The organism is Pradoshia sp. Z4_20 (assembly GCF_058216035.1).
The window spans coordinates 22,195-44,003 of sequence record NZ_JBZAJD010000011.1 but is presented as its reverse complement, the minus strand read 5'-3'; the positions used below and the strand labels follow the sequence as shown (position 1 = coordinate 44,003).

Genomic DNA, 21,809 nt, shown 5'->3' with positions numbered 1-21,809 from the left:
TTAGTCCTAATAGAATATGGAGAAAAATTGGTATGTTGTTCATACGTATTCCGGATATGAAAATAAAGTTAAAGCGAACTTAGAAAAACGTGTAGAGTCAATGGGTATGCAAGATAAGATCTTCCGTGTCATTGTTCCGGAAGAAGAAGAAACTGATTTCAAAAATGGTAAGAAGAAAGTAGTTAAGAAAAAGGTATTCCCAGGATATGTACTCGTGGAAATTGTTATGACAGACGATTCTTGGTATGTTGTCCGCAATACACCAGGTGTAACTGGGTTTGTAGGTTCGACTGGATCAGGTTCTAAGCCGGTTGCGTTAATGCCTGAAGAAGCAGCAGTGATTCTGAAAAGAATGGGTATGGACGAAAAAAGAATTGAAATCGATTTGTTTATTGGCGATTCAGTTAAAGTTAAGGAAGGTCCCTTCGCTGAATTTGCTGGTACAATAGAAGAGTTGGACAAGGCTAAGGGTAAACTGAAAGTTCTTGTTAATATGTTTGGCCGCGATACCCCGGTTGAATTGGATTTTGACCAGGTGGAAAAATTATAATCCTGAAAAACTTGCCTTTCATATTAAAAAGTGATAATATTTCTAGGGTCAGTATGTCTCAAGACAGAGACCTGAACTAATGGTAAATTCTTTATGAGTGAAATAAAGAATGATTGTATATTTGAGTGGGAGGGCAAAGCCCAATTACCACATCACGGACGATAAGGAGGTGTGTCTCGTGGCTAAAAAAGTAATTAAAATCGTGAAATTGCAGATTCCTGCAGCTAAAGCTAATCCAGCTCCACCGGTTGGTCCAGCATTGGGTCAAGCAGGTGTTAACATCATGGGTTTCTGTAAAGAGTTTAATGCTCGTACAGCAGAACAAGCAGGTCTAATCATTCCTGTTGAAATCACAGTATTTGAAGACCGTTCTTTCACTTTTATTACAAAAACTCCTCCAGCAGCTGTTCTTCTTAAGAAAGCAGCAGGAATTGAGTCTGGTTCTGGTGAACCAAACCGTAATAAAGTGGCAACAGTTAAGCGTGACAAAGTACGTGAAATCGCTGAATCCAAAATGCCTGACTTAAATGCAGCAAGTGTTGAATCAGCTATGCGTATGGTAGAAGGTACTGCACGCAGTATGGGAATTGTCATCGAAGACTAATTGTTGTATGGAGGTTGCGAATGTACGGTACATCGCAACCTTTTTCGTGGGAGGTCAATTCCGTTAAAACCACAATATTAGGAGGATATAATAATGGCTAAGAAAACTAAAAAATACGCTGAAGCTATTCAGCTTATCGATCGTACAAAAGCTTATTCCGTAACAGAAGCAATTGAATTAGCGAAGAAAACAAGCTTCACTAAATTTGATGCAACTGTAGAAGTAGCATTCCGTCTTGGAGTTGATCCTAAGAAAGCTGATCAACAAATCCGTGGAGCGGTTGTACTTCCAAACGGTACTGGTAAAACACAACGTGTATTAGTATTTGCTAAAGGTGAAAAGCTTAAAGAAGCTGAAGCTGCAGGTGCTGATTATGTTGGAGATACTGACTACATCAACAAAATCCAACAAGGTTGGTTTGACTTTGATGTTATCGTAGCAACACCTGATATGATGGGTGAAGTTGGTAAATTAGGTCGTGTATTAGGACCTAAAGGTTTAATGCCAAACCCTAAAACAGGAACTGTTACATTTGATGTTGAAAAAGCAATCAATGAAATTAAAGCTGGTAAAGTAGAATACCGTGTTGATAAAGCGGGTAACATTCATGTTCCTATCGGAAAAGTTTCCTTCGAAGATAGCAAGCTAGTTGAAAACTTCACTACAATTTTTGAAACTCTTCAAAAAGCGAAGCCAGCAGCAGCTAAAGGAACTTACATGAAGAATGTAGCTGTTACTACAACTATGGGACCTGGAATCAAGGTAGATCCATCTTCTTTCTAAGCTAAAAAATAAAATTTGACAACAGGGTAGTTATTTAATATAATTACAAATGTTGTTATAAATAATTTAACATTTATGCCATAGACAGCAGGTGCGGTTAAAGCTTAATTTCCTGCCGAGGTATTCGATCATAATAGAACTATTTTGTTCGGACTATCATCGTACCTCCATGTCTGTCATGATATGGAGGTTTTTTTACGGGTGTGAATGGTAACATTCTACAGGAGGTGTTAATATGAGCAATGCGAATAATGTTAATGCAAAGAAACAAATTGTTGATGAAATCGCTGGTAAACTGAAAGACAGTGTATCCACAGTTGTTGTTGACTACCGTGGTTTAAACGTTGCTGAAGTTACAGAACTTCGTAAACAATTACGTGAAGCTGGCATCGAGTTCAAAGTTTACAAAAACTCCATGACTCGCCGTGCTGCTGATCAAGTTGAACTTTCTGACCTTAACGAAGCTCTTACTGGACCAAATGCGATTGCATTCAGTACTGAGGACGTTGTAGCTCCGGCTAAAATCTTGAACGACTTCGCTAAAAAACACGAAGCTCTAGAAATTAAAGCAGGTGTAATCGAAGGAAACGTTGCAACTGTTGAAGAAGTTAAAGCTCTTGCAGAACTTCCATCTCGCGAAGGTTTGCTTTCTATGTTGCTCAGCGTGCTTCAAGCACCTATCCGCAACTTGGCACTTGCTACAAAAGCAGTGGCAGAACAAAAAGAAGAACAAGGAGCTTAATTGCTTCTTGATTAGAAATACGTATACAACGATTTATTAAAAACTAAGGAGGAACTTATAATGACTAAAGAACAAATCATTGAAGCAGTTAAAAATATGACTGTTTTAGAACTTAACGATCTTGTAAAAGCAATTGAAGAAGAATTTGGCGTAACTGCAGCTGCTCCTGTAGCTATGGTTGGTGCTGCTGGCGGAGAAGCTGCAGCTGAAAAAACTGAATTTGATGTTGTTCTAGCTAGCGCTGGAGATCAAAAAATCAAAGTTATCAAAGTAGTACGTGAAATCACTGGCCTTGGTCTTAAAGAAGCTAAAGAAGTTGTTGATAACACTCCTAAAGCTATCAAAGAAGGCGTTTCTAAAGACGAAGCTGAAGAAATCAAAGCTAAACTTGAAGAAGTTGGCGCTGGTGTAGAAGTTAAGTAATTTTACACACATCATATGAAAAGGCTCGCTGCAAATACAGCGGGCTTTTTCTGACTTTAGAAATAGGTTTTCGTTAAAATGATCCGAAATGCAATTGGTCAGGAGGGATCTGGGTTGTCAGATCATTATTATTCCCGCAATCCTCAGGTTGATAGTAATCCTGATGAATGGAGCTATACTTTAAGAGGGAAGACATTTCGTTTTAAAACAGATGCTGGTGTTTTTTCTAAACGTGAGGTTGATTTTGGCTCAAGATTGTTAATCGAGGCCTTCGTGGAACCTGCGGCTTCCGGCAAACAGCCAATCATTGATGTCGGCTGCGGCTATGGACCGATAGGTTTATCTTTGGCTGATTCTTTTTCTGACAGAACAATTCATATGGTAGACGTGAATGAAAGAGCTCTCCATTTGTCAGGGGAAAATGCTCGAATCAATGAGATCAAAAATGTTAAGATTTATGAGAGTTCTGTTTATCAAAATGTTACGGAAGCTGAATTTGCGGCGGTTGTTTCGAATCCGCCCATCAGAGCCGGAAAAAAAGTGGTTCACGAAATACTTGAAAGAAGTAAGAGTGTTTTACAGGATGGCGGCGAGTTGTGGATTGTCATTCAAAAGAAACAGGGAGCTCCATCCGCAATGGCTAAAATGGAAGATGTTTTTGGAAACGTTGAGGTCATTATAAAGAAAAAAGGGTACTATATTTTGAAGTCTAAAAAAGTTTGACTTGACAATATGCCTATGTTAATATTAAAAAATGCATATATATAATTTGGGACACCCTGCACATTTTGGTAAAGAAACAAATAAATGTGTATATGTTCTGGAAAATATGGAAAAAATAAACCAATACTATGCGTTTTTGAAATTGAGGTTTTCAGATTGAAACCCTTTTTCTTTTTTTGTTCTATCAGCTTGTATATGGCTGTTAGAATATAAATTCTATCATAAACGCTTTATTTGAGGGGTGAATCAGTTGACAGGTCAACTTGTTCAGTATGGACGACATCGCCAACGCCGGAGCTATGCGCGCATTAGCGAAGTGCTCGAATTACCGAATTTAATTGAAATTCAAACCTCTTCCTATCAATGGTTTCTTGATGAGGGCTTAAGAGAAATGTTCCAGGACATTTCCCCTATCGAGGATTTTACAGGAAATCTGTCTCTTGAGTTTATCGATTATAGCCTCGGAGACCCGAAATATCCTGTGGAAGAATCTAAGGAGCGGGATGTAACCTACTCCGCCCCATTACGGGTTAAAGTAAGACTTGTAAACAAAGAGACGGGAGAAGTTAAAGACCAAGATGTCTTTATGGGTGATTTCCCTCTCATGACGGAAACGGGAACGTTTGTTATAAACGGTGCCGAACGTGTTATCGTATCCCAATTAGTACGATCCCCGAGTGTATACTACAGCGGGAAGGTTGATAAAAACGGAAAGCGTGGATTCACAGCTACCGTAATTCCAAACCGCGGAGCATGGTTGGAATATGAAACTGACGCGAAAGATGTAGTTTACGTAAGAATCGATCGTACAAGGAAGTTGCCGGTAACGGTTCTTTTGCGTGCTCTTGGATTCGGCTCTGATCAAGAAATCATCGATCTAATCGGTGATAACGAGTACATCCGTAACACATTGGAAAAAGATAATACTGAAAGTACAGAAAAAGCTTTGCTTGAAATCTATGAGCGTCTTCGCCCAGGTGAACCACCTACGGTCGAAAATGCGAAAAGTTTGCTTGTATCACGTTTCTTTGATCCGAAGAGATATGATTTGGCAAATGTAGGACGCTATAAAATTAACAAGAAACTTCATATAAAAAATCGTCTTTTCAACCAAAAAGTAGCTGAAACTTTGGTGGACCCTGAAACAGGAGAAATCTTAGTTGAAAAAGATACTTTGTTGGATCGCCGTACTCTCGATAAAATCATCCCTTACTTAGAAAATGGGATTGGCTTCAAAACGTACAACCCTGTTGGGGGAGTCGTGGAAGAAGATGTACTGGTTCAAAATGTAAAAATCTATGCACCGAGCGATGCTGAAGGTGAAAAAGTAATTAATGTTATCGGCAATGCTTATGTAGAAAAGAAAGTTAAAAACATTACACCTGCTGATATTGTATCTACTATCAGTTACTTCTTTAACTTACTGCATGGTGTTGGCGACACAGATGATATCGATCATTTAGGTAACCGACGTCTGCGTTCAGTTGGTGAGCTATTGCAAAACCAATTCAGAATTGGTTTATCCCGTATGGAGCGTGTGGTTCGTGAGAGAATGTCCATCCAGGATACAAACACAATTACACCGCAGCAGCTTATTAACATTCGCCCGGTTATAGCTTCTATTAAAGAATTCTTTGGAAGCTCCCAGTTGTCTCAGTTTATGGATCAAACAAATCCACTTGCTGAATTGACACATAAACGGAGATTGTCTGCACTTGGACCTGGTGGTTTAACAAGGGAACGTGCCGGAATGGAAGTTCGTGACGTTCACTATTCCCACTATGGACGTATGTGCCCAATTGAAACACCTGAGGGACCAAACATTGGTTTGATTAACTCACTATCTACATTCGCAAAAGTAAACCCATACGGTTTCATTGAAACGCCATATAGAAGGGTAGACCCTGCGACAGGCAAAGTAACTGATCGAATGGATTACTTGACTGCTGATGAAGAGGATCTTTATGTAGTGGCACAGGCAAATGCCCCGCTAACTGAAGATGGTGGATTTATGAACGAGGAAGTTGTAGCTCGTTTCCGTGGTGAAAATACAGTTGTTAAACGTGATCGCGTTGACTATATGGACGTATCACCTAAACAGGTTGTATCAGCTGCAACAGCTTGTATCCCGTTCCTTGAAAACGATGACTCCAACCGTGCCCTTATGGGAGCGAACATGCAACGTCAAGCGGTTCCGCTTATTCGTCCGCAGGCTCCAATTGTTGGTACAGGTATGGAATATGTATCCGGTAAAGATTCCGGTGCTGCTGTAATTTGTAAGCACGATGGAATCGTAGAACACGTGGAAGCCAGAGAAATCTGGGTAAGACGTGTTAGTGAAGTAGATGGTGAAGAGGTAAAAGGTAATCTTGATAAATACCGTACCCTTAAATTCATCCGTTCTAACCAAGGAACATGTTATAACCAACGTCCGATCGTTAAATCGGGTGACCGTGTTGTTAAAGGAGAAATTCTTGCAGATGGTCCGTCCATGGAGCTTGGCGAATTGGCATTAGGCCAAAACGTACTTGTTGCCTTCATGACATGGGATGGTTATAACTATGAGGATGCCATCATTATGAGTGAACGTCTTGTTAAAGACGATGTATATACTTCTATTCATATCGAAGAATATGAATCTGAAGCTCGTGATACTAAACTTGGACCGGAAGAAATTACACGTGACATTCCAAACGTTGGGGAAGATGCCCTGCGCAACTTGGATGACCGTGGAATCATTCGCATCGGTGCCGAAGTTAAAGACGGTGACCTTCTAGTTGGTAAGGTAACTCCTAAAGGGGTTACGGAGCTGACTGCAGAAGAAAGATTGTTACATGCAATCTTTGGTGAGAAGGCTCGTGAAGTTCGTGACACATCTCTCCGTGTACCGCATGGCGGTGGAGGAATTGTCCATGATGTTAAAGTCTTTACACGTGAAGACGGTGATGAACTGCCACCAGGTGTGAACCAGTTGGTACGTGTATACATCGTTCAGAAACGTAAGATCCATGAAGGAGATAAAATGGCCGGTCGTCACGGTAACAAAGGGGTTATCTCCCGAATTTTACCTGAAGAAGATATGCCTTTCCTTCCGGATGGAACACCTGTCGATATCATGTTGAACCCATTAGGGGTACCATCACGTATGAATATCGGTCAGGTATTGGAATTGCACTTAGGTATGGCTGCAAGACAGCTTGGAATCCATGTGGCAACTCCTGTATTTGACGGTGCGCGTGAAGAAGATGTTTGGGATACAATCGAAGAGGCTGGTATGTCTCGCGATGCGAAAACAATTCTTTATGACGGCAGAACTGGAGAACCATTTGATAACCGTGTTTCCGTTGGTGTCATGTATATGATCAAACTGGCACACATGGTTGATGATAAACTTCATGCCCGTTCAACAGGACCTTACTCACTTGTTACGCAACAACCATTGGGTGGTAAAGCTCAATTCGGTGGTCAGCGTTTTGGTGAGATGGAGGTATGGGCACTTGAAGCATATGGTGCTGCATACACACTTCAAGAAATCCTTACAGTTAAATCTGATGATGTTGTTGGTCGTGTGAAAACTTATGAAGCAATTGTAAAAGGTGACAATGTACCTGAACCGGGCGTTCCGGAATCTTTCAAGGTTTTAATCAAGGAACTTCAAAGTTTAGGTATGGATGTTAAGATTCTTTCTGGTGATGATAAAGAAATTGAAATGCGTGATCTGGAAGATGATGACGATATTCACCAAGCAGATACATTAACCATAGATCCTGATGTGAAAAGTCCCGAATCAGAAACAGTTGGTACAATCGAGTAACCTTAGTGATATTGGGATACGGAAAGGGAGGTAGGCCCCTTGTTGGATGTAAACAATTTTGAATATATGAAAATAGGCCTTGCTTCACCGGATAAGATTCGCTCTTGGTCTTTCGGAGAAGTGAAAAAGCCAGAAACTATAAACTACCGTACACTTAAACCTGAAAAAGATGGGTTGTTCTGTGAGCGCATTTTCGGTCCTACAAAGGACTGGGAATGCCACTGCGGTAAATATAAAAGAGTACGCTACAAAGGTGTAGTTTGTGACCGTTGTGGTGTTGAAGTAACTAGAGCTAAAGTGAGACGTGAGCGTATGGGCCATATTGAATTGGCTGCTCCGGTTTCTCATATTTGGTACTTTAAAGGAATTCCAAGCCGTATGGGTCTTTTGCTTGACATGTCTCCGCGTGCCTTGGAAGAAGTAATTTATTTTGCTTCTTACGTTGTTACAGAAGCAGGAGATACTGCTTTAGAGAGAAAGCAGCTTCTATCTGAAAAAGAATACCGTGCATACCGTGATAAATACGGCAACAAGTTCCAAGCTGGGATGGGTGCAGAATCCATTAAAAAGCTTCTTCAGGATATCGATCTTAACAAAGAGGTAGAATCCTTGAAAGAAGAGCTTAAAACAGCTCAGGGACAACGCCGTACACGTGCGATTAAACGTCTTGAAGTATTGGAAGCATTCCGTCATTCAGGTAACGAACCTTCTTGGATGATTCTGGATGTACTTCCGGTTATTCCTCCTGAGCTTCGTCCAATGGTTCAATTGGATGGCGGCCGTTTTGCAACATCTGACTTGAATGACCTGTATCGCAGAGTAATCAACCGTAACAATCGTTTGAAACGTCTGCTTGATTTAGGTGCTCCAAGCATCATTGTTCAAAATGAAAAGCGTATGCTTCAGGAAGCAGTTGACGCATTGATTGATAACGGTAGACGTGGCCGTCCTGTAACAGGACCTGGTAACCGTCCGCTTAAGTCTTTGTCTCATATGCTTAAAGGTAAACAAGGTCGTTTCCGTCAAAACTTACTCGGTAAACGTGTTGACTATTCTGGTCGTTCCGTTATCGTTGTAGGACCAAACTTGAAAATGTACCAATGTGGTTTGCCGAAGGAAATGGCAATCGAACTATTCAAGCCTTTCGTAATGAAAGAACTTGTTGAAAAAGGATTGGCTCATAACATCAAATCAGCTAAGAGAAAGATCGAAAGACATTCTCCTGATATTTGGGATGTGCTTGAAGAAGTAATTAAGGAGCATCCGGTTCTATTAAACCGTGCCCCGACACTTCACCGTCTAGGAATCCAGGCGTTCGAACCAACATTAGTTGAAGGTAGAGCTATTCGACTTCACCCGTTAGTATGTACAGCGTATAACGCTGACTTTGACGGTGACCAAATGGCTGTTCACGTACCTTTATCTGCAGAAGCACAAGCGGAAGCCCGTCTATTGATGCTAGCTGCGCAAAACATCCTTAACCCTAAGGATGGTAAACCGGTTGTAACTCCATCACAGGATATGGTTCTTGGTAACTATTATCTGACAATGGAAAGACCAGGAGCAGTTGGAGAAGGTATGATCTTCAACGACACTAATGAAGCAGTACTTGCCTATCAAAACGGATATGTTCACTTACACACTCGTGTAGCTGTTCATGCTAGCTCTTTAAATAACGAAACGTTTACGGAAGAACAGAATAAGCAATTATTGCTTACTACTGTTGGTAAATTGATATTCAATGAAATTCTTCCTGAAACTTTCCCTTATATTAACGAACCAACAAGATCCAATCTGGAAGAAAAAACACCAGAGAAATATTTTGTTGAAAAGGGAGCAAATGTGAAGGAGATCTTGGCGAATCGCGAAAGAATCCAACCATTTAAGAAGAAAATTCTTGGTAACATTATTGCTGAAGTCTTTAAACGTTTTAAAATAACTGAAACATCCAAAATGCTTGATCGCATGAAGGATTTAGGATTTAAATATTCGACTCGTGCAGGTATTACTGTAGGGGTTGCAGATATCGTCGTTTTACCTGAAAAACAAGAAATTCTTGAAAAAGCTCAAGGTAAAGTAGACAGTGTCATGAAACAATTCAGACGTGGTTTAATCACAGAAGAAGAACGTTATGACCGTGTTATCTCAATTTGGAGTGAAGCGAAGGATGATATCCAAAGTAAGCTAATGGCATCCTTACATCACTTGAATCCAATCTTTATGATGAGTGATTCCGGAGCCCGTGGTAACGCATCTAACTTTACGCAGCTTGCGGGTATGCGTGGATTGATGGCCAACCCGGCTGGTCGTATTATTGAGCTCCCAATCAAATCAAGTTTCCGTGAAGGCTTAACGGTATTGGAGTACTTCATCTCCACTCATGGTGCGCGTAAAGGTCTTGCCGATACAGCATTGAAAACAGCCGATTCCGGTTACTTAACAAGACGTCTGGTTGATGTTGCACAGGATGTTATCGTTAGAGAAGATGACTGTGGAACAGACCGCGGCTTAGAAGTAAGAGCTTTGAAAGATGGTACAGAAACGATCGAAAGCCTTGAAGAACGTCTGGTAGGACGTTATGCAAGGAAGAAAGTTAAACACCCTGAAACAGGCGAAGTTCTGATTAATGAGAACGAAATCTTCACTGAAGATCTTGCTCAAAAAATTGAAGAACTTGGTATTGAAGAAGTAACAATTCGCTCTGCATTTACATGTAACACTCGCCATGGTGTATGTAAGAAATGTTACGGACGTAACCTTGCAACTGGTCAAGAGGTTGAAGTTGGTGAAGCAGTCGGAATCATCGCTGCTCAATCCATCGGTGAACCTGGTACACAGTTGACAATGCGTACTTTCCATACAGGTGGGGTTGCCGGAGACGATATTACACAAGGTCTTCCGCGTATTCAGGAGTTGTTTGAAGCACGTAACCCTAAAGGGCAGGCAGTTATTGCTGAAATCGAAGGTACGGTTACAGCGATTAACGAAGTCCGTGACAAACAACAGGAAATCACAATTCAAGGTGCAGTGGAAAGCCGCTCTTATACAGCTCCGTACTCTGCGCGCTTGAAAGTGAATGTAAATGACACAGTTGTTCCTGGTCAGGAACTTACAGAAGGTTCTATTGATCCAAAAGAACTTCTTAAAGTTACAAATGTACGTTCTGTACAGGAATACCTGTTAAAAGAAGTGCAAAAAGTATACCGCATGCAAGGGGTAGAAATTGGCGATAAACACGTAGAGGTTATGGTTCGTCAAATGCTTAAGAAAATTCGTGTTATCGATGCCGGAGAAACCGATGTATTGCCAGGAACATTACTGGATATTCATCAGTTCACAAAAGCAAACCATGAGGCGTTGCTTCAAGGTAAAAATCCTGCTACGGGACGCCCGCTATTGCTTGGTATTACAAAAGCATCTCTTGAAACGGATTCCTTCCTGTCCGCCGCATCCTTCCAGGAAACTACTCGTGTCCTTACAGATGCAGCGATTAAAGGAAAACGTGATGAATTGCTTGGACTTAAAGAGAACGTTATTATCGGTAAGTTAATACCTGCTGGTACAGGTATGCATCGTTACCGTAAAGCTGTTCCGGTTCTAACTGAACAAAAGGAAGAAACGGTTCCAGCTGAGTAACCAATCTACATCAGAAGAGGTAGCCGGATGATCAATCCGGCTAATCTTCTGTATATATAAAGTAAATAAGGGTAACAAATTAATTTTTTTCGTGCGATTGTTGACATTTATGTTTTATAAATGGTACTATAGCAAAGGTGCTCCTATTAACCTGTTACTTTGGAGGATATTAATGATGTCTTATGAAAAAGTATCTCAGGCAAAGAACCTGATAATAGGGACGAAACAAACAGTGAAAGCTCTCCGAACAGGAAATGCCGAAACAGTTATTATTGCTCTTGATGCTGATTCAACAATCACATCAAAAGTAATTGATGCTGCTAAAGAGTATTCCGTTCCAATCGATTATGTAGACTCGATGAGGTTGCTCGGAAAAGCATGCAAAATAGATGTTGGAGCAGCAGCTGTTGTCATTATGAAATAGAAAACTGTTTTTGCAGTTGATGCAAAAACTTTGTTTTTACCCTTTTATGAACCACCTGGATGTGTGGGACTAGGGGAACCAATTTTGAAGGGAGGAAACATCATGCCAACTATTAACCAATTGGTACGTAAGCCACGTAAATCTAAAGAAGAAAAATCAAAGTCTCCAGCTTTGAATAAAGGTTACAACAGCTTCAAGAAATCCCAAACAAACGTATCATCTCCACAAAAACGTGGGGTATGTACTCGTGTTGGTACAATGACTCCAAAGAAACCAAACTCCGCGTTACGTAAATATGCGCGTGTACGTTTGACTAATGGAATCGAGGTTACTGCTTACATTCCTGGTATCGGCCACAACTTGCAAGAGCACAGTGTTGTATTAATCCGTGGAGGACGTGTAAAAGACCTTCCAGGGGTACGTTACCACATCGTGCGTGGCGCTCTTGATACTGCAGGCGTTAACAACCGTATGCAAGGTCGTTCTAAATACGGTACGAAAAAACCTAAAGCAGCTAAAAAATAATTTTAAAACCAAAATAATTACTTCTTTGAAAGGAGGAACAAAATATGCCTCGTAAAGGACCTGTTTCAAAAAGAGATGTATTACCTGATCCGATATATAATTCCAAGCTTGTAACAAAATTGATCAACAAAATGATGATCGATGGAAAAAGAGGGACTTCCCAAAAAATCCTTTATGCTTCTTTCGATATCGTAAGAGAGCGTACTGGTAACGATCCAATGGAAGTTTTCGATCAAGCTTTAAAAAATATCATGCCAGTTCTAGAAGTTAGAGCACGCCGTGTAGGTGGAGCTAACTACCAAGTACCAGTTGAGGTTCGCCCTGACAGACGTACTACTCTAGGACTTCGTTGGTTAGTAAACTATGCTCGTCTTCGTGGTGAAAAAACTATGGAAGAGCGCTTAGCTAACGAAATCATGGATGCAGCTAATAACACTGGCGCTTCTGTTAAGAAACGCGAAGATACACATAAAATGGCTGAAGCTAACAAAGCTTTCGCTCACTATCGTTGGTAAAATCAAAACTACTAAAAATCTATATCCACAAGGAAGGAGAAAGACCCAATGGCTAGAGAGTTCTCCTTAGAAAAAACTCGTAATATTGGTATCATGGCTCATATCGATGCTGGTAAAACGACGACTACTGAGCGCGTTCTTTACTACACAGGTCGTATCCACAAAATTGGAGAAACTCATGAAGGTGCATCACAAATGGACTGGATGGAGCAAGAACAAGAGCGTGGAATCACGATCACATCTGCTGCAACAACAGCAGCTTGGAAAGAACACCGTGTAAATATCATCGACACACCAGGACACGTAGACTTCACAGTTGAAGTTGAACGTTCCCTTCGTGTACTTGATGGTGCGGTAGCAGTACTAGATGCACAATCCGGTGTTGAACCACAAACTGAAACAGTTTGGCGCCAAGCTACAACTTACGGAGTACCACGTGTTGTTTTTGTTAACAAAATGGACAAAATCGGTGCGGATTTCTTATACTCCGTAAAAACTTTACATGAACGCCTTCAAGCGAATGCACACCCAATTCAGATACCAATCGGTGCTGAAGATGACTTCGAAGCAATCATTGACCTAGTGGAAATGAACGCAGTATTCTATGGTAACGACCTTGGTACTGATATCGAAGTTCGTGAAATTCCTGAAGAGCACATGGCAATAGCAGAAGAATACCGTGAGAAGTTAATAGAAGCAGTAGCAGAACTTGACGAAGAATTAATGGAAAAATACCTTGGCGGTGAAGAAATCACTAAAGAGGAATTGAAAGCAGCTATCCGTAAAGGTACTGTAAACGTTGAATTCTACCCAGTTATCTGTGGTTCTGCATTCAAAAACAAAGGTGTTCAGTTAATGCTAGATGCTGTAATCGACTACCTTCCATCTCCATTAGATGTACCTGCAATCAAAGGTATTCTACCGGATACAGATGAGGAAGTTGAACGTCATGCTGATGACAGCGAGCCATTCTCTGCGCTTGCTTTCAAAGTTATGACTGACCCTTATGTTGGTAAATTAACATTCTTCCGTGTATACTCTGGTACTTTGAGCTCCGGTTCATACGTACAAAACTCTACTAAAGGAAAACGCGAGCGTGTAGGACGTATCCTGCAAATGCATGCGAACTCCCGTCAAGAGATCTCAGAAGTACACGCTGGGGATATCGCCGCTGCTGTAGGTCTAAAAGATACTACAACTGGAGATACTCTATGTGAAGAAAAGAACCTGGTTATCTTGGAATCCATGGAATTCCCTGAGCCAGTTATCTCTCTTTCAATTGAACCTAAATCTAAAGCAGACCAAGACAAAATGTCTACTGCTCTTCAAAAGCTTCAAGAGGAAGATCCAACTTTCCGCGCTCATACTGACCAAGAAACTGGTCAAACTATCATCGAAGGTATGGGTGAGCTTCACTTAGATATTCTTGTTGACCGTATGCGTCGTGAGTTTAAAGTAGAAGCTAATGTTGGTGCACCTCAGGTTGCTTACCGTGAGACTTTCCGTACACCTGCACAGGTTGAAGGTAAGTTTGCTCGTCAATCCGGTGGACGTGGACAATACGGTCACGTTTGGATCGAGTTCTCACCTAATGAAGAAGGTAAAGGCTTCGAATTTGAAAATGCTATCGTTGGTGGTGTAGTACCACGTGAATACGTTCCTGCTGTACAAGCTGGTCTAGAAGACGCTCTTGACCGCGGTGTACTTGCTGGCTACCCATTAATCGATATTAAAGCAAAACTATTTGATGGTTCTTACCATGACGTTGACTCCTCTGAGATGGCATTTAAAGTAGCAGCATCTTTAGCACTTAAAAATGCAGCGAAAAAATGTAATCCCGTTATCCTTGAGCCAATGATGAGCGTTGAAGTTGTTATCCCTGAAGAGTACATGGGTGACATCATGGGTAATATCACAGCTCGTCGTGGACGTGTAGAAGGTATGGAAGCACGCGGTAACGCACAAGTTGTACGTGCTATGGTACCTCTATCTGAAATGTTCGGTTACGCAACAACATTGCGTTCCAACACTCAAGGACGTGGCGTGTTCTCTATGACTTTCGATCACTACGAAGAAGTTCCTAAGAGCATCGCTGAAGAGATTATCAAAAAAAATAAAGGTGAATAATTGATTTTCATTCTTTATTAAAGTATAACTACTTATGTAAGCCAAGATAGAAGACATTGTCAACTGTCTTGGCACATAGTATAAAATAACAATTTTCTTATATTAAAGGAGGAAATTCCTAAAATGGCAAAAGCTAAATTTGATCGTTCTAAACCACATGTTAATATCGGAACAATCGGTCACGTTGACCATGGTAAAACAACTTTAACAGCTGCAATCACTTCTGTACTTGCAAAAGTAGGTGGAGCTGAAGCTCGCGCTTACGACCAAATCGATGGTGCTCCAGAAGAAAGAGAACGTGGTATCACAATCTCTACTGCACACGTTGAGTATGAAACTGAAACTCGTCACTATGCACACGTTGACTGCCCAGGACACGCTGACTATGTTAAAAACATGATCACTGGTGCAGCACAAATGGACGGCGGTATCTTAGTAGTATCTGCTGCTGACGGCCCAATGCCACAAACTCGTGAGCACATCCTTCTTTCTCGTCAAGTAGGTGTACCTTACCTTGTTGTATTCATGAACAAATGTGACATGGTTGATGACGAAGAACTTCTTGAACTAGTTGAAATGGAAATTCGTGACCTTCTTTCTGAATACGAATTCCCTGGCGATGATATCCCAGTAATCAAAGGTTCTGCTCTTAAAGCTCTTGAAGGAGAAGCTGAGTGGGAAGAAAAAATCAACGAGCTTATGGCTGCTGTTGACGAATACATCCCAACTCCAACTCGTGACACTGACAAACCATTCATGATGCCAGTAGAGGACGTTTTCTCTATCACTGGTCGTGGAACAGTTGCTACTGGCCGTGTTGAACGTGGTCAAGTTAAAGTTGGTGACGTTATCGAAATCATCGGTCTTGCTGAAGAACCAAAATCTACAACTGTAACAGGTGTAGAAATGTTCCGTAAGCTTCTTGATTACGCTGAAGCTGGTGACAACATCGGAGCTCTTCTTCGTGGTGTAGCACGTGAAGAAATCCAACGTGGACAAGTACTTGCTAAACCAGGTACTATCAACCCACACACAAAATTCAAAGCAGAAGTTTACGTATTGTCTAAAGAAGAAGGCGGACGTCACACTCCATTCTTCTCTAACTACCGTCCACAATTCTACTTCCGTACAACTGACGTAACTGGTGTTGTAAACCTTCCAGAAGGAACTGAAATGGTTATGCCTGGAGACAACATCGAAATGTCTGTTGAACTAATTGCTCCAGTTGCGATCGAAGAAGGAACTAAGTTCTCTATTCGTGAAGGCGGACGTACAGTAGGCGCAGGCGTAGTTGCTAGCATTACTGAATAATTCTTACTTATTAAAACAGGCGGGTGTACAACCGCCTGTTTTTTTGTTTTGTTTTTTCCTGCGAAATGTGGGAAGTTGGATACGTTAATTTGTTCATATTAGGATTCATTCCCCAGCAAATATCTACCCTTATCTATTAATACAACCTCATATACACAATTCTCCACGCTGTTTACAAAAAATTGAAATTATTTAACACCCATAAACTTCCTACGATGTAAAAAATCAGATACAATAGATATATGCAAATTTTTAGTGGGGGACAAAGGATGATAGGAACGTTAAAATCTATGCTTCACCCTCGAGAAACAAACATCGAGATGAGAAGCGTAATGACAAAAACTCATTACATACTTTGGTTTGGTGGATTACTTCTATTTAGTACGATTTTATTTGGGGTCTATGGATATCTAGGGTTGGGCAGCGAAAACTTGTCAGTATATATGGAGACTGTAAAAGAAAACAGATGGGAAATGACCAAGGTTTTATACTTCATTGGCAAACTAGCTGCTGGTCTCTTATATCCGTTATTATTCACACTATATTTTACAGTACTATTTTGGATCGTATTTGAGGACCTCTCATTTCGAGGAGTGTGGAAGCTTCAGCTTATTCCTTTAATAGTGATGCTCATAGCGAAAACAATAGAACTAATATTTATGCTGTTACTCAGGGTACCTGAACACTCATCACCATTTAGTCTAGGGATCATGACGCAAATGCTAACACCACAGATCTTTTGGGTAGAATTAGCTGCAAATATTACTATATTTGTACTGTTGGCAGGCTATCTTCAATATCGAATTTTCCACAAGTCACTTGATTATAGTAAAAAGAGAGTGATTATAACTGTATCATTATCCTGGATAATATATATATTGCTGGATGGTGCAACGGATACATTATTTAGAATCATGAAGGTGATTATATGAATTTTAGCCTTAGGGAGAAAAAATGGTCTCTTGTATCCTTAGCTGTATTTTTATTTATACTTACAAATACCATTATTATTTACAAAATAGATAAAATTGATCGTACAGTCCTTATTACAGACCCTTATATCACGAAAAAAGGTACATTAAAGGAAACGCTTCAAACGGAAGGGAAGGCTGAGCCTTCTGAGATATATAAGATTTATTATGAAGAACCTAGAGGGATGCTCGATGAGATCCTGGTGGAAGAGGGAGAGGATGTCCAAGTAGGAACGCCATTGCTAACCTACATTATAGATAACGATAGCAGCGATGTTATAAAACAATTAGAAAATGCTAACAAACGTCTCTCTATGAAAATAGATAAATTAAATGAAGATATATCCGTGCTCCAGTCAGAAGTCCAAGAGTATGAAAGCTTGCAGACTGTTGAAGAAGAGGAGAAAGAACCGGATTTAGATAACACACGAATATTGGAGTATGAGATAAAAAACATAGAATATGAAATTAAGATGATCGAGCTGCAAATTGAGGATAATCAAACACAGATAGATATGGCCAACAGTGCTGAAGATCAAATTACAATAGAAAGTAAAATTGATGGAACTATTGTGCATAGGAATGATTTTAGCAGAACAGCAGATAATCCGTTATTGACTATTATGAATCAAGCCTCTTTAGTAGTGGACGTTTTGGTTGGGGAAGATGACATCCAGCGAATAAAACTGGATCAGGAGGTCATCATTAAACCAAAGCATTTGGATTCAAAATTGATTACTGGCAAGGTAATAAAAATAAGTGATGTTCCGTTTAGTGAGGATCATAAGAAAGATAAAAGCTTCTATAATATATCGATTCAACCAGAAAATCTAAGTGAATCATCAGAAGAAAGTACAGAGAGTCAGATTTTAATCGGATCACATGTGGCTGCTGATATCACATTGAAGGAACTTAACAATGTAGTAGTTCTTCCAAAGAAAACTTTGGCAGGAAATCATGTGGTGCTTCTTGAAAAGGGAAAGCTGAAACAAAAAAAGATTACGGCAGGATTAGAATTCGATGAAAAGGTAGCCGTAACCAAAGGGCTTAAAGAAAAACAACGTATACTTCCTGCAGCTGATGCGAGCATTAAGGGTGATACAAGGTACATAAAATTCGTGGACTTTGATCACATAAATAAGAAGGCTTATAAACAATTTAATAATGAAGAGAGATTGTGGTTACTGGCACGAGGTCTCATACAATAATCAGTTGGTGAGTGGTGAGAGAGGAACAAGCTTCCCTCTCTTTTGTTATTTACATGTAAGAGAAAGCTAGTATATTTATGGAAAGAAGAACGATAACTTGAAAAAGTAGAAGTGAGATTGTATACTAATATTCGTGTGATAGAAGAAATTATTTTTAACTGTTGCATACCCAGAAAGTATAATGTATAATAGACAATGTTGGTCTTTTCATTGCGATGATGTGGAAGGTTGCTGACACACCCGGCCGCTTTGCCATGGCGCGTGTGTAAGGAGATTTCCACGGAGAATGTCTATTACAAAATAGGCGATAAAGGAGGGAAAATAATGGCAAAACAAAAGATTCGCATTCGTTTAAAAGCATATGATCACAGAATTCTTGATCAATCTGCTGAGAAAATTGTAGAAACTGCAAAACGTTCTGGTGCAGCTGTTTCCGGTCCGATTCCACTTCCGACTGAGAAAAACGTGTACACGATCCTACGTGCGGTTCATAAATACAAAGATTCTCGTGAGCAATTCGAAATGCGCACACACAAACGTCTAATCGACATTGTAAATCCTACACCACAAACTGTAGATTCACTAATGCGTTTAGATTTGCCGTCTGGCGTAGATATCGAAATCAAATTATAATCGTTCTATAAAAATAAAAAAGAAAACACTAGGAGGTGTGACTCATGACCAAAGGAATCTTAGGTAGAAAAATCGGTATGACTCAAGTATTCGCTGAGAACGGTGAACTTATCCCGGTAACAGTTGTTGAAGCAGTACCAAACGTTGTTCTTCAAAAGAAATCTGTTGAAAATGATGGCTACGAAGCTATCCAACTAGGTTACGAAGATCTTCGCGAAATGCTTTACAACAAACCACAACAAGGACACGCTGCTAAAGCGAACACTGCTCCTAAGCGCTTCGCTCGCGAAATTCGCGATGCAGATCTCAATAACTATGAGGTAGGTCAAGAAGTCAAGGTAGATCTTTTCGCTGAAGGCGAAATCGTTGATGTAACAGGAATCTCAAAAGGTAAAGGTTTCCAAGGACCAATTAAGCGTCACAACCAATCTCGTGGCCCAATGTCTCACGGATCTCGTTACCATCGTCGTCCTGGTTCAATGGGACCAGTTGCTCCAAACCGCGTATTCAAAGGCAAAAAACTTGCTGGACGTATGGGTGGAACTCAAATCACTGTACAAAACCTTGAAATCGTTAAGGTTGATGCAGAACGTAACGTAATCCTTATCAAAGGTAACGTTCCTGGACCTAAAAAAGCTTTACTTAAAATCAAAAGCGCGGTTAAAGCGAACTAATCTATCGAGAAAGGAGGAAAATCGCAATGCCGAAAATTGCTCTTTTAAACCAAGCTGGTTCTCAAGTAGGCGATATCGAGCTTAACGAATCAGTATTTGGTATTGAACCAAATGAGAGTGTTGTAACTGAAGCAATCCTTATGCAAAGAGCGTCTTTGCGCCAAGGAACTCATAAAGTTAAAAATCGTTCTGAAGTAAGTGGCGGTGGCCGTAAACCATGGCGTCAAAAAGGAACTGGACGTGCTCGTCAAGGTTCTATCCGTTCCCCACAATGGCGTGGTGGTGGTGTGGTATTCGGACCAACACCAAGAAGCTACTCTTACAAACTTCCTAAGAAAGTACGTCGTTTAGCTATTAAATCTGTACTTTCCGCTAAAGTGAACGAAGAAAACGTAATCGTTCTTGATGCTTTAACTTTTGAAGCACCAAAAACTAAAGAATTCACAGCTGTATTAAAAGGCTTGAATACTGAAAACAAAAAAGCGTTGATCGTAACTGCGGATGTAGACGAAAACGTTGCACTTTCCGGTCGTAACATTCCGGGAGTAACAATCGTTGAAGCTAACGCTATTAACGTATTGGATGTTGTAGGGCATGAGAAGTTAATCATGACTAAAACAGCTGTTGAAAAAATAGAGGAGGTGCTTGGATAATGGAAGCACGTGATATTATTAAGCGCCCCGTCATTACTGAAAGCTCAGCTGACATCATGGCCGATAAAAAATACACTTTTGAAGTTGACGTAAGAGCTAATAAAACTCAAATCAAAGATGCTGTTGAAGAAATCTTTGAAGTTAAAGTTGAAAAAGTTAACGTTATGAACTACAAAGGTAAATTCAAACGCATGGGTAAACATGCTGGATATACAAACAAACGCCGTAAAGCGATTGTTAAACTAACTGCTGATAGCAAAGAAATCGAATTCTTTGAAGCATAATTTCTAAAGAAAAGGAGGGACACAACATGGCGATTAAAAAGTATAAACCTACCAGTAATGGTCGTCGCGGAATGACTGTTTCCGATTTCGCTGAAATTACAACGGATCAACCGGAAAAATCATTATTAGCACCTTTACACAGAAAAGGTGGCCGTAACAACCAAGGTAAGTTAACTGTTCGTCATCAAGGTGGCGGTCACAAGCGCCAATACCGTATCATTGATTTCAAACGTGATAAAGATGGCATTCCAGGACGCGTTGCTACTATCGAGTACGATCCAAACCGTTCTGCTAACATTGCACTAATCAATTATGTTGATGGGGAAAAACGTTACATTCTTGCTCCGAAAAACTTGGTGGTAGGCATGGAAATCATGTCTGGACCAGAAGCGGATATCAAAGTAGGTAATGCTCTTCCATTAATTAATATCCCAGTGGGTACTGTTATCCACAATATCGAGTTGAAACCTGGCAAGGGAGGACAATTAGTTCGTTCTGCAGGTACTTCTGCTCAAGTTCTAGGTAAAGAAGGACGCTACGTACTAGTACGTCTTAATTCCGGAGAGGTTCGTATGATACTTGCTACTTGCCGTGCAACAATCGGTCAAGTTGGTAACGAGCAACACGAACTTATCAACATCGGTAAAGCGGGACGTTCTCGTTGGTTAGGTAAACGCCCTACTGTACGTGGTTCTGTAATGAACCCAGTAGATCACCCACACGGTGGTGGTGAAGGTAGAGCACCTATCGGACGTAAGTCTCCAATGACTCCATGGGGCAAACCAGCTCTTGGATTCAAGACTCGTAAAAAGAAAAACAAATCAGACAAATTTATTGTTCGTCGTCGTAAAAAATAACGCGGTTGTACTACGGTTCGCGTGTAGAACCGTAGAGCAATCACGAAGGGAGGCACAAACATGGGTCGCAGCCTAAAAAAAGGACCATTTGTTGACGATCATCTCATCAAGAAGGTTGAAGCATTGAATGAAGCTGACAAGAAACAAGTTATCAAAACTTGGTCAAGACGTTCTACAATCTTCCCACAATTCATCGGACACACAGTTGCTGTATACGATGGACGCAAACACGTACCAGTTTATGTAACGGAAGACATGGTAGGCCACAAGTTCGGTGAATTCGCACCAACTCGCGCTTACAAAGGTCATGCCGGAGACGATAAGAAAACAAGACGTTAATCAGAGAGGAGGG

21 protein-coding genes and 1 other annotated feature are annotated in these 21,809 nt (G+C 40.6%); all 21 genes read left to right on the top strand.

Going from position 1 to position 21,809, the window contains the following annotated elements; all coding sequences use genetic code 11:
- Nucleotides 1-16: 16 nt before the first annotated feature.
- The 21 genes from nusG to rpsS all read left to right on the top strand — a co-directional run bounded on the left by nusG (nt 17) and on the right by rpsS (nt 21,796).
- Nucleotides 17-550 (top strand): transcription termination/antitermination protein NusG, encoded by a 534-nt coding sequence (gene nusG / locus AC4BHP_RS17400; RefSeq protein WP_066103031.1) that lies wholly within the window; start codon nt 17-19, stop codon nt 548-550.
- Between the two features lie 178 nt (nt 551-728).
- The gene (rplK, locus tag AC4BHP_RS17395) at nt 729-1,154 is read left to right on the top strand and encodes a 50S ribosomal protein L11 (RefSeq protein WP_066103028.1); all 426 of its coding nucleotides are present in this window, start codon (nt 729-731) and stop codon (nt 1,152-1,154) included.
- Between the two features lie 93 nt (nt 1,155-1,247).
- On the top strand, nt 1,248-1,937 hold the full coding sequence (gene rplA / locus AC4BHP_RS17390; RefSeq protein WP_066103025.1) for a 50S ribosomal protein L1: 690 nt from the start codon (nt 1,248-1,250) through the stop codon (nt 1,935-1,937).
- A 60-nt stretch (nt 1,938-1,997) separates the two neighbouring features.
- Nucleotides 1,998-2,142 (top strand) — a sequence feature (ribosomal protein L10 leader region).
- A gap of 30 nt (nt 2,143-2,172) precedes the next feature.
- Nucleotides 2,173-2,679 carry a 50S ribosomal protein L10 gene (gene rplJ, locus AC4BHP_RS17385; RefSeq protein WP_066103022.1) on the top strand — a complete coding sequence of 169 codons (507 nt, stop codon included), beginning with the start codon at nt 2,173-2,175 and terminating at the stop codon, nt 2,677-2,679.
- A gap of 60 nt (nt 2,680-2,739) precedes the next feature.
- A complete protein-coding gene (gene rplL, locus AC4BHP_RS17380) occupies nt 2,740-3,102 on the top strand; it encodes a 50S ribosomal protein L7/L12 (RefSeq protein ID WP_066103019.1) in 363 nt (120 codons plus the stop codon).
- Nucleotides 3,103-3,216: 114 nt separating this feature from the next.
- Nucleotides 3,217-3,825, top strand: a complete 609-nt coding sequence (locus AC4BHP_RS17375) for a class I SAM-dependent methyltransferase (protein WP_490553541.1) — start codon at nt 3,217-3,219, stop codon at nt 3,823-3,825.
- Nucleotides 3,826-4,075: 250 nt separating this feature from the next.
- On the top strand, nt 4,076-7,639 hold the full coding sequence (gene rpoB / locus AC4BHP_RS17370; RefSeq protein ID WP_066103012.1) for a DNA-directed RNA polymerase subunit beta: 3,564 nt from the start codon (nt 4,076-4,078) through the stop codon (nt 7,637-7,639).
- 39 nt (nt 7,640-7,678) lie between these two features.
- The gene (gene rpoC / locus AC4BHP_RS17365; protein ID WP_066103009.1) at nt 7,679-11,275 is read left to right on the top strand and encodes a DNA-directed RNA polymerase subunit beta'; all 3,597 of its coding nucleotides are present in this window, start codon (nt 7,679-7,681) and stop codon (nt 11,273-11,275) included.
- Nucleotides 11,276-11,450: 175 nt separating this feature from the next.
- Complete coding sequence (locus tag AC4BHP_RS17360; RefSeq protein WP_066103006.1) at nt 11,451-11,699, top strand: 50S ribosomal protein L7ae-like protein; 249 nt, start codon at nt 11,451-11,453, stop codon at nt 11,697-11,699.
- A gap of 102 nt (nt 11,700-11,801) precedes the next feature.
- Nucleotides 11,802-12,224, top strand: a complete 423-nt coding sequence (gene rpsL / locus AC4BHP_RS17355) for a 30S ribosomal protein S12 (RefSeq protein ID WP_049672552.1) — start codon at nt 11,802-11,804, stop codon at nt 12,222-12,224.
- A gap of 44 nt (nt 12,225-12,268) precedes the next feature.
- Nucleotides 12,269-12,739, top strand: a complete 471-nt coding sequence (gene rpsG, locus AC4BHP_RS17350; protein WP_066103004.1) for a 30S ribosomal protein S7 — start codon at nt 12,269-12,271, stop codon at nt 12,737-12,739.
- A 48-nt stretch (nt 12,740-12,787) separates the two neighbouring features.
- Nucleotides 12,788-14,866, top strand: a complete 2,079-nt coding sequence (gene fusA, locus AC4BHP_RS17345) for an elongation factor G (protein WP_066103001.1) — start codon at nt 12,788-12,790, stop codon at nt 14,864-14,866.
- A gap of 123 nt (nt 14,867-14,989) precedes the next feature.
- A complete protein-coding gene (tuf, locus tag AC4BHP_RS17340) occupies nt 14,990-16,177 on the top strand; it encodes an elongation factor Tu (protein WP_066102999.1) in 1,188 nt (395 codons plus the stop codon).
- A 269-nt stretch (nt 16,178-16,446) separates the two neighbouring features.
- Entirely contained in the window at nt 16,447-17,109 is a 663-nt protein-coding gene (locus AC4BHP_RS17335; RefSeq protein ID WP_066102996.1) for a hypothetical protein, read from the top strand.
- Nucleotides 17,106-18,356 (top strand): efflux RND transporter periplasmic adaptor subunit, encoded by a 1,251-nt coding sequence (locus tag AC4BHP_RS17330; RefSeq protein WP_490553537.1) that lies wholly within the window; start codon nt 17,106-17,108, stop codon nt 18,354-18,356. The genes AC4BHP_RS17335 and AC4BHP_RS17330 overlap by 4 nt, the downstream gene beginning before the upstream one ends.
- 324 nt (nt 18,357-18,680) lie before the next feature.
- A complete protein-coding gene (gene rpsJ / locus AC4BHP_RS17325; protein WP_066102989.1) occupies nt 18,681-18,989 on the top strand; it encodes a 30S ribosomal protein S10 in 309 nt (102 codons plus the stop codon).
- Nucleotides 18,990-19,033: 44 nt separating this feature from the next.
- Nucleotides 19,034-19,663 (top strand): 50S ribosomal protein L3, encoded by a 630-nt coding sequence (gene rplC, locus AC4BHP_RS17320; RefSeq protein ID WP_066102983.1) that lies wholly within the window; start codon nt 19,034-19,036, stop codon nt 19,661-19,663.
- Between the two features lie 26 nt (nt 19,664-19,689).
- Nucleotides 19,690-20,316: a 50S ribosomal protein L4 gene (rplD, locus tag AC4BHP_RS17315; protein WP_066102980.1), complete on the top strand. Its 627-nt coding sequence runs from the start codon at nt 19,690-19,692 to the stop codon at nt 20,314-20,316.
- Complete coding sequence (rplW, locus tag AC4BHP_RS17310) at nt 20,316-20,600, top strand: 50S ribosomal protein L23 (RefSeq protein ID WP_066102977.1); 285 nt, start codon at nt 20,316-20,318, stop codon at nt 20,598-20,600. The genes rplD and rplW overlap by 1 nt, the downstream gene beginning before the upstream one ends.
- 26 nt (nt 20,601-20,626) lie before the next feature.
- Nucleotides 20,627-21,457, top strand: coding sequence for a 50S ribosomal protein L2 (rplB, locus tag AC4BHP_RS17305; RefSeq protein WP_066102974.1), 831 nt, complete (start codon nt 20,627-20,629; stop codon nt 21,455-21,457).
- Nucleotides 21,458-21,517: 60 nt separating this feature from the next.
- The gene (rpsS, locus tag AC4BHP_RS17300) at nt 21,518-21,796 is read left to right on the top strand and encodes a 30S ribosomal protein S19 (RefSeq protein ID WP_066102971.1); all 279 of its coding nucleotides are present in this window, start codon (nt 21,518-21,520) and stop codon (nt 21,794-21,796) included.
- Nucleotides 21,797-21,809: the final 13 nt, after the last annotated feature.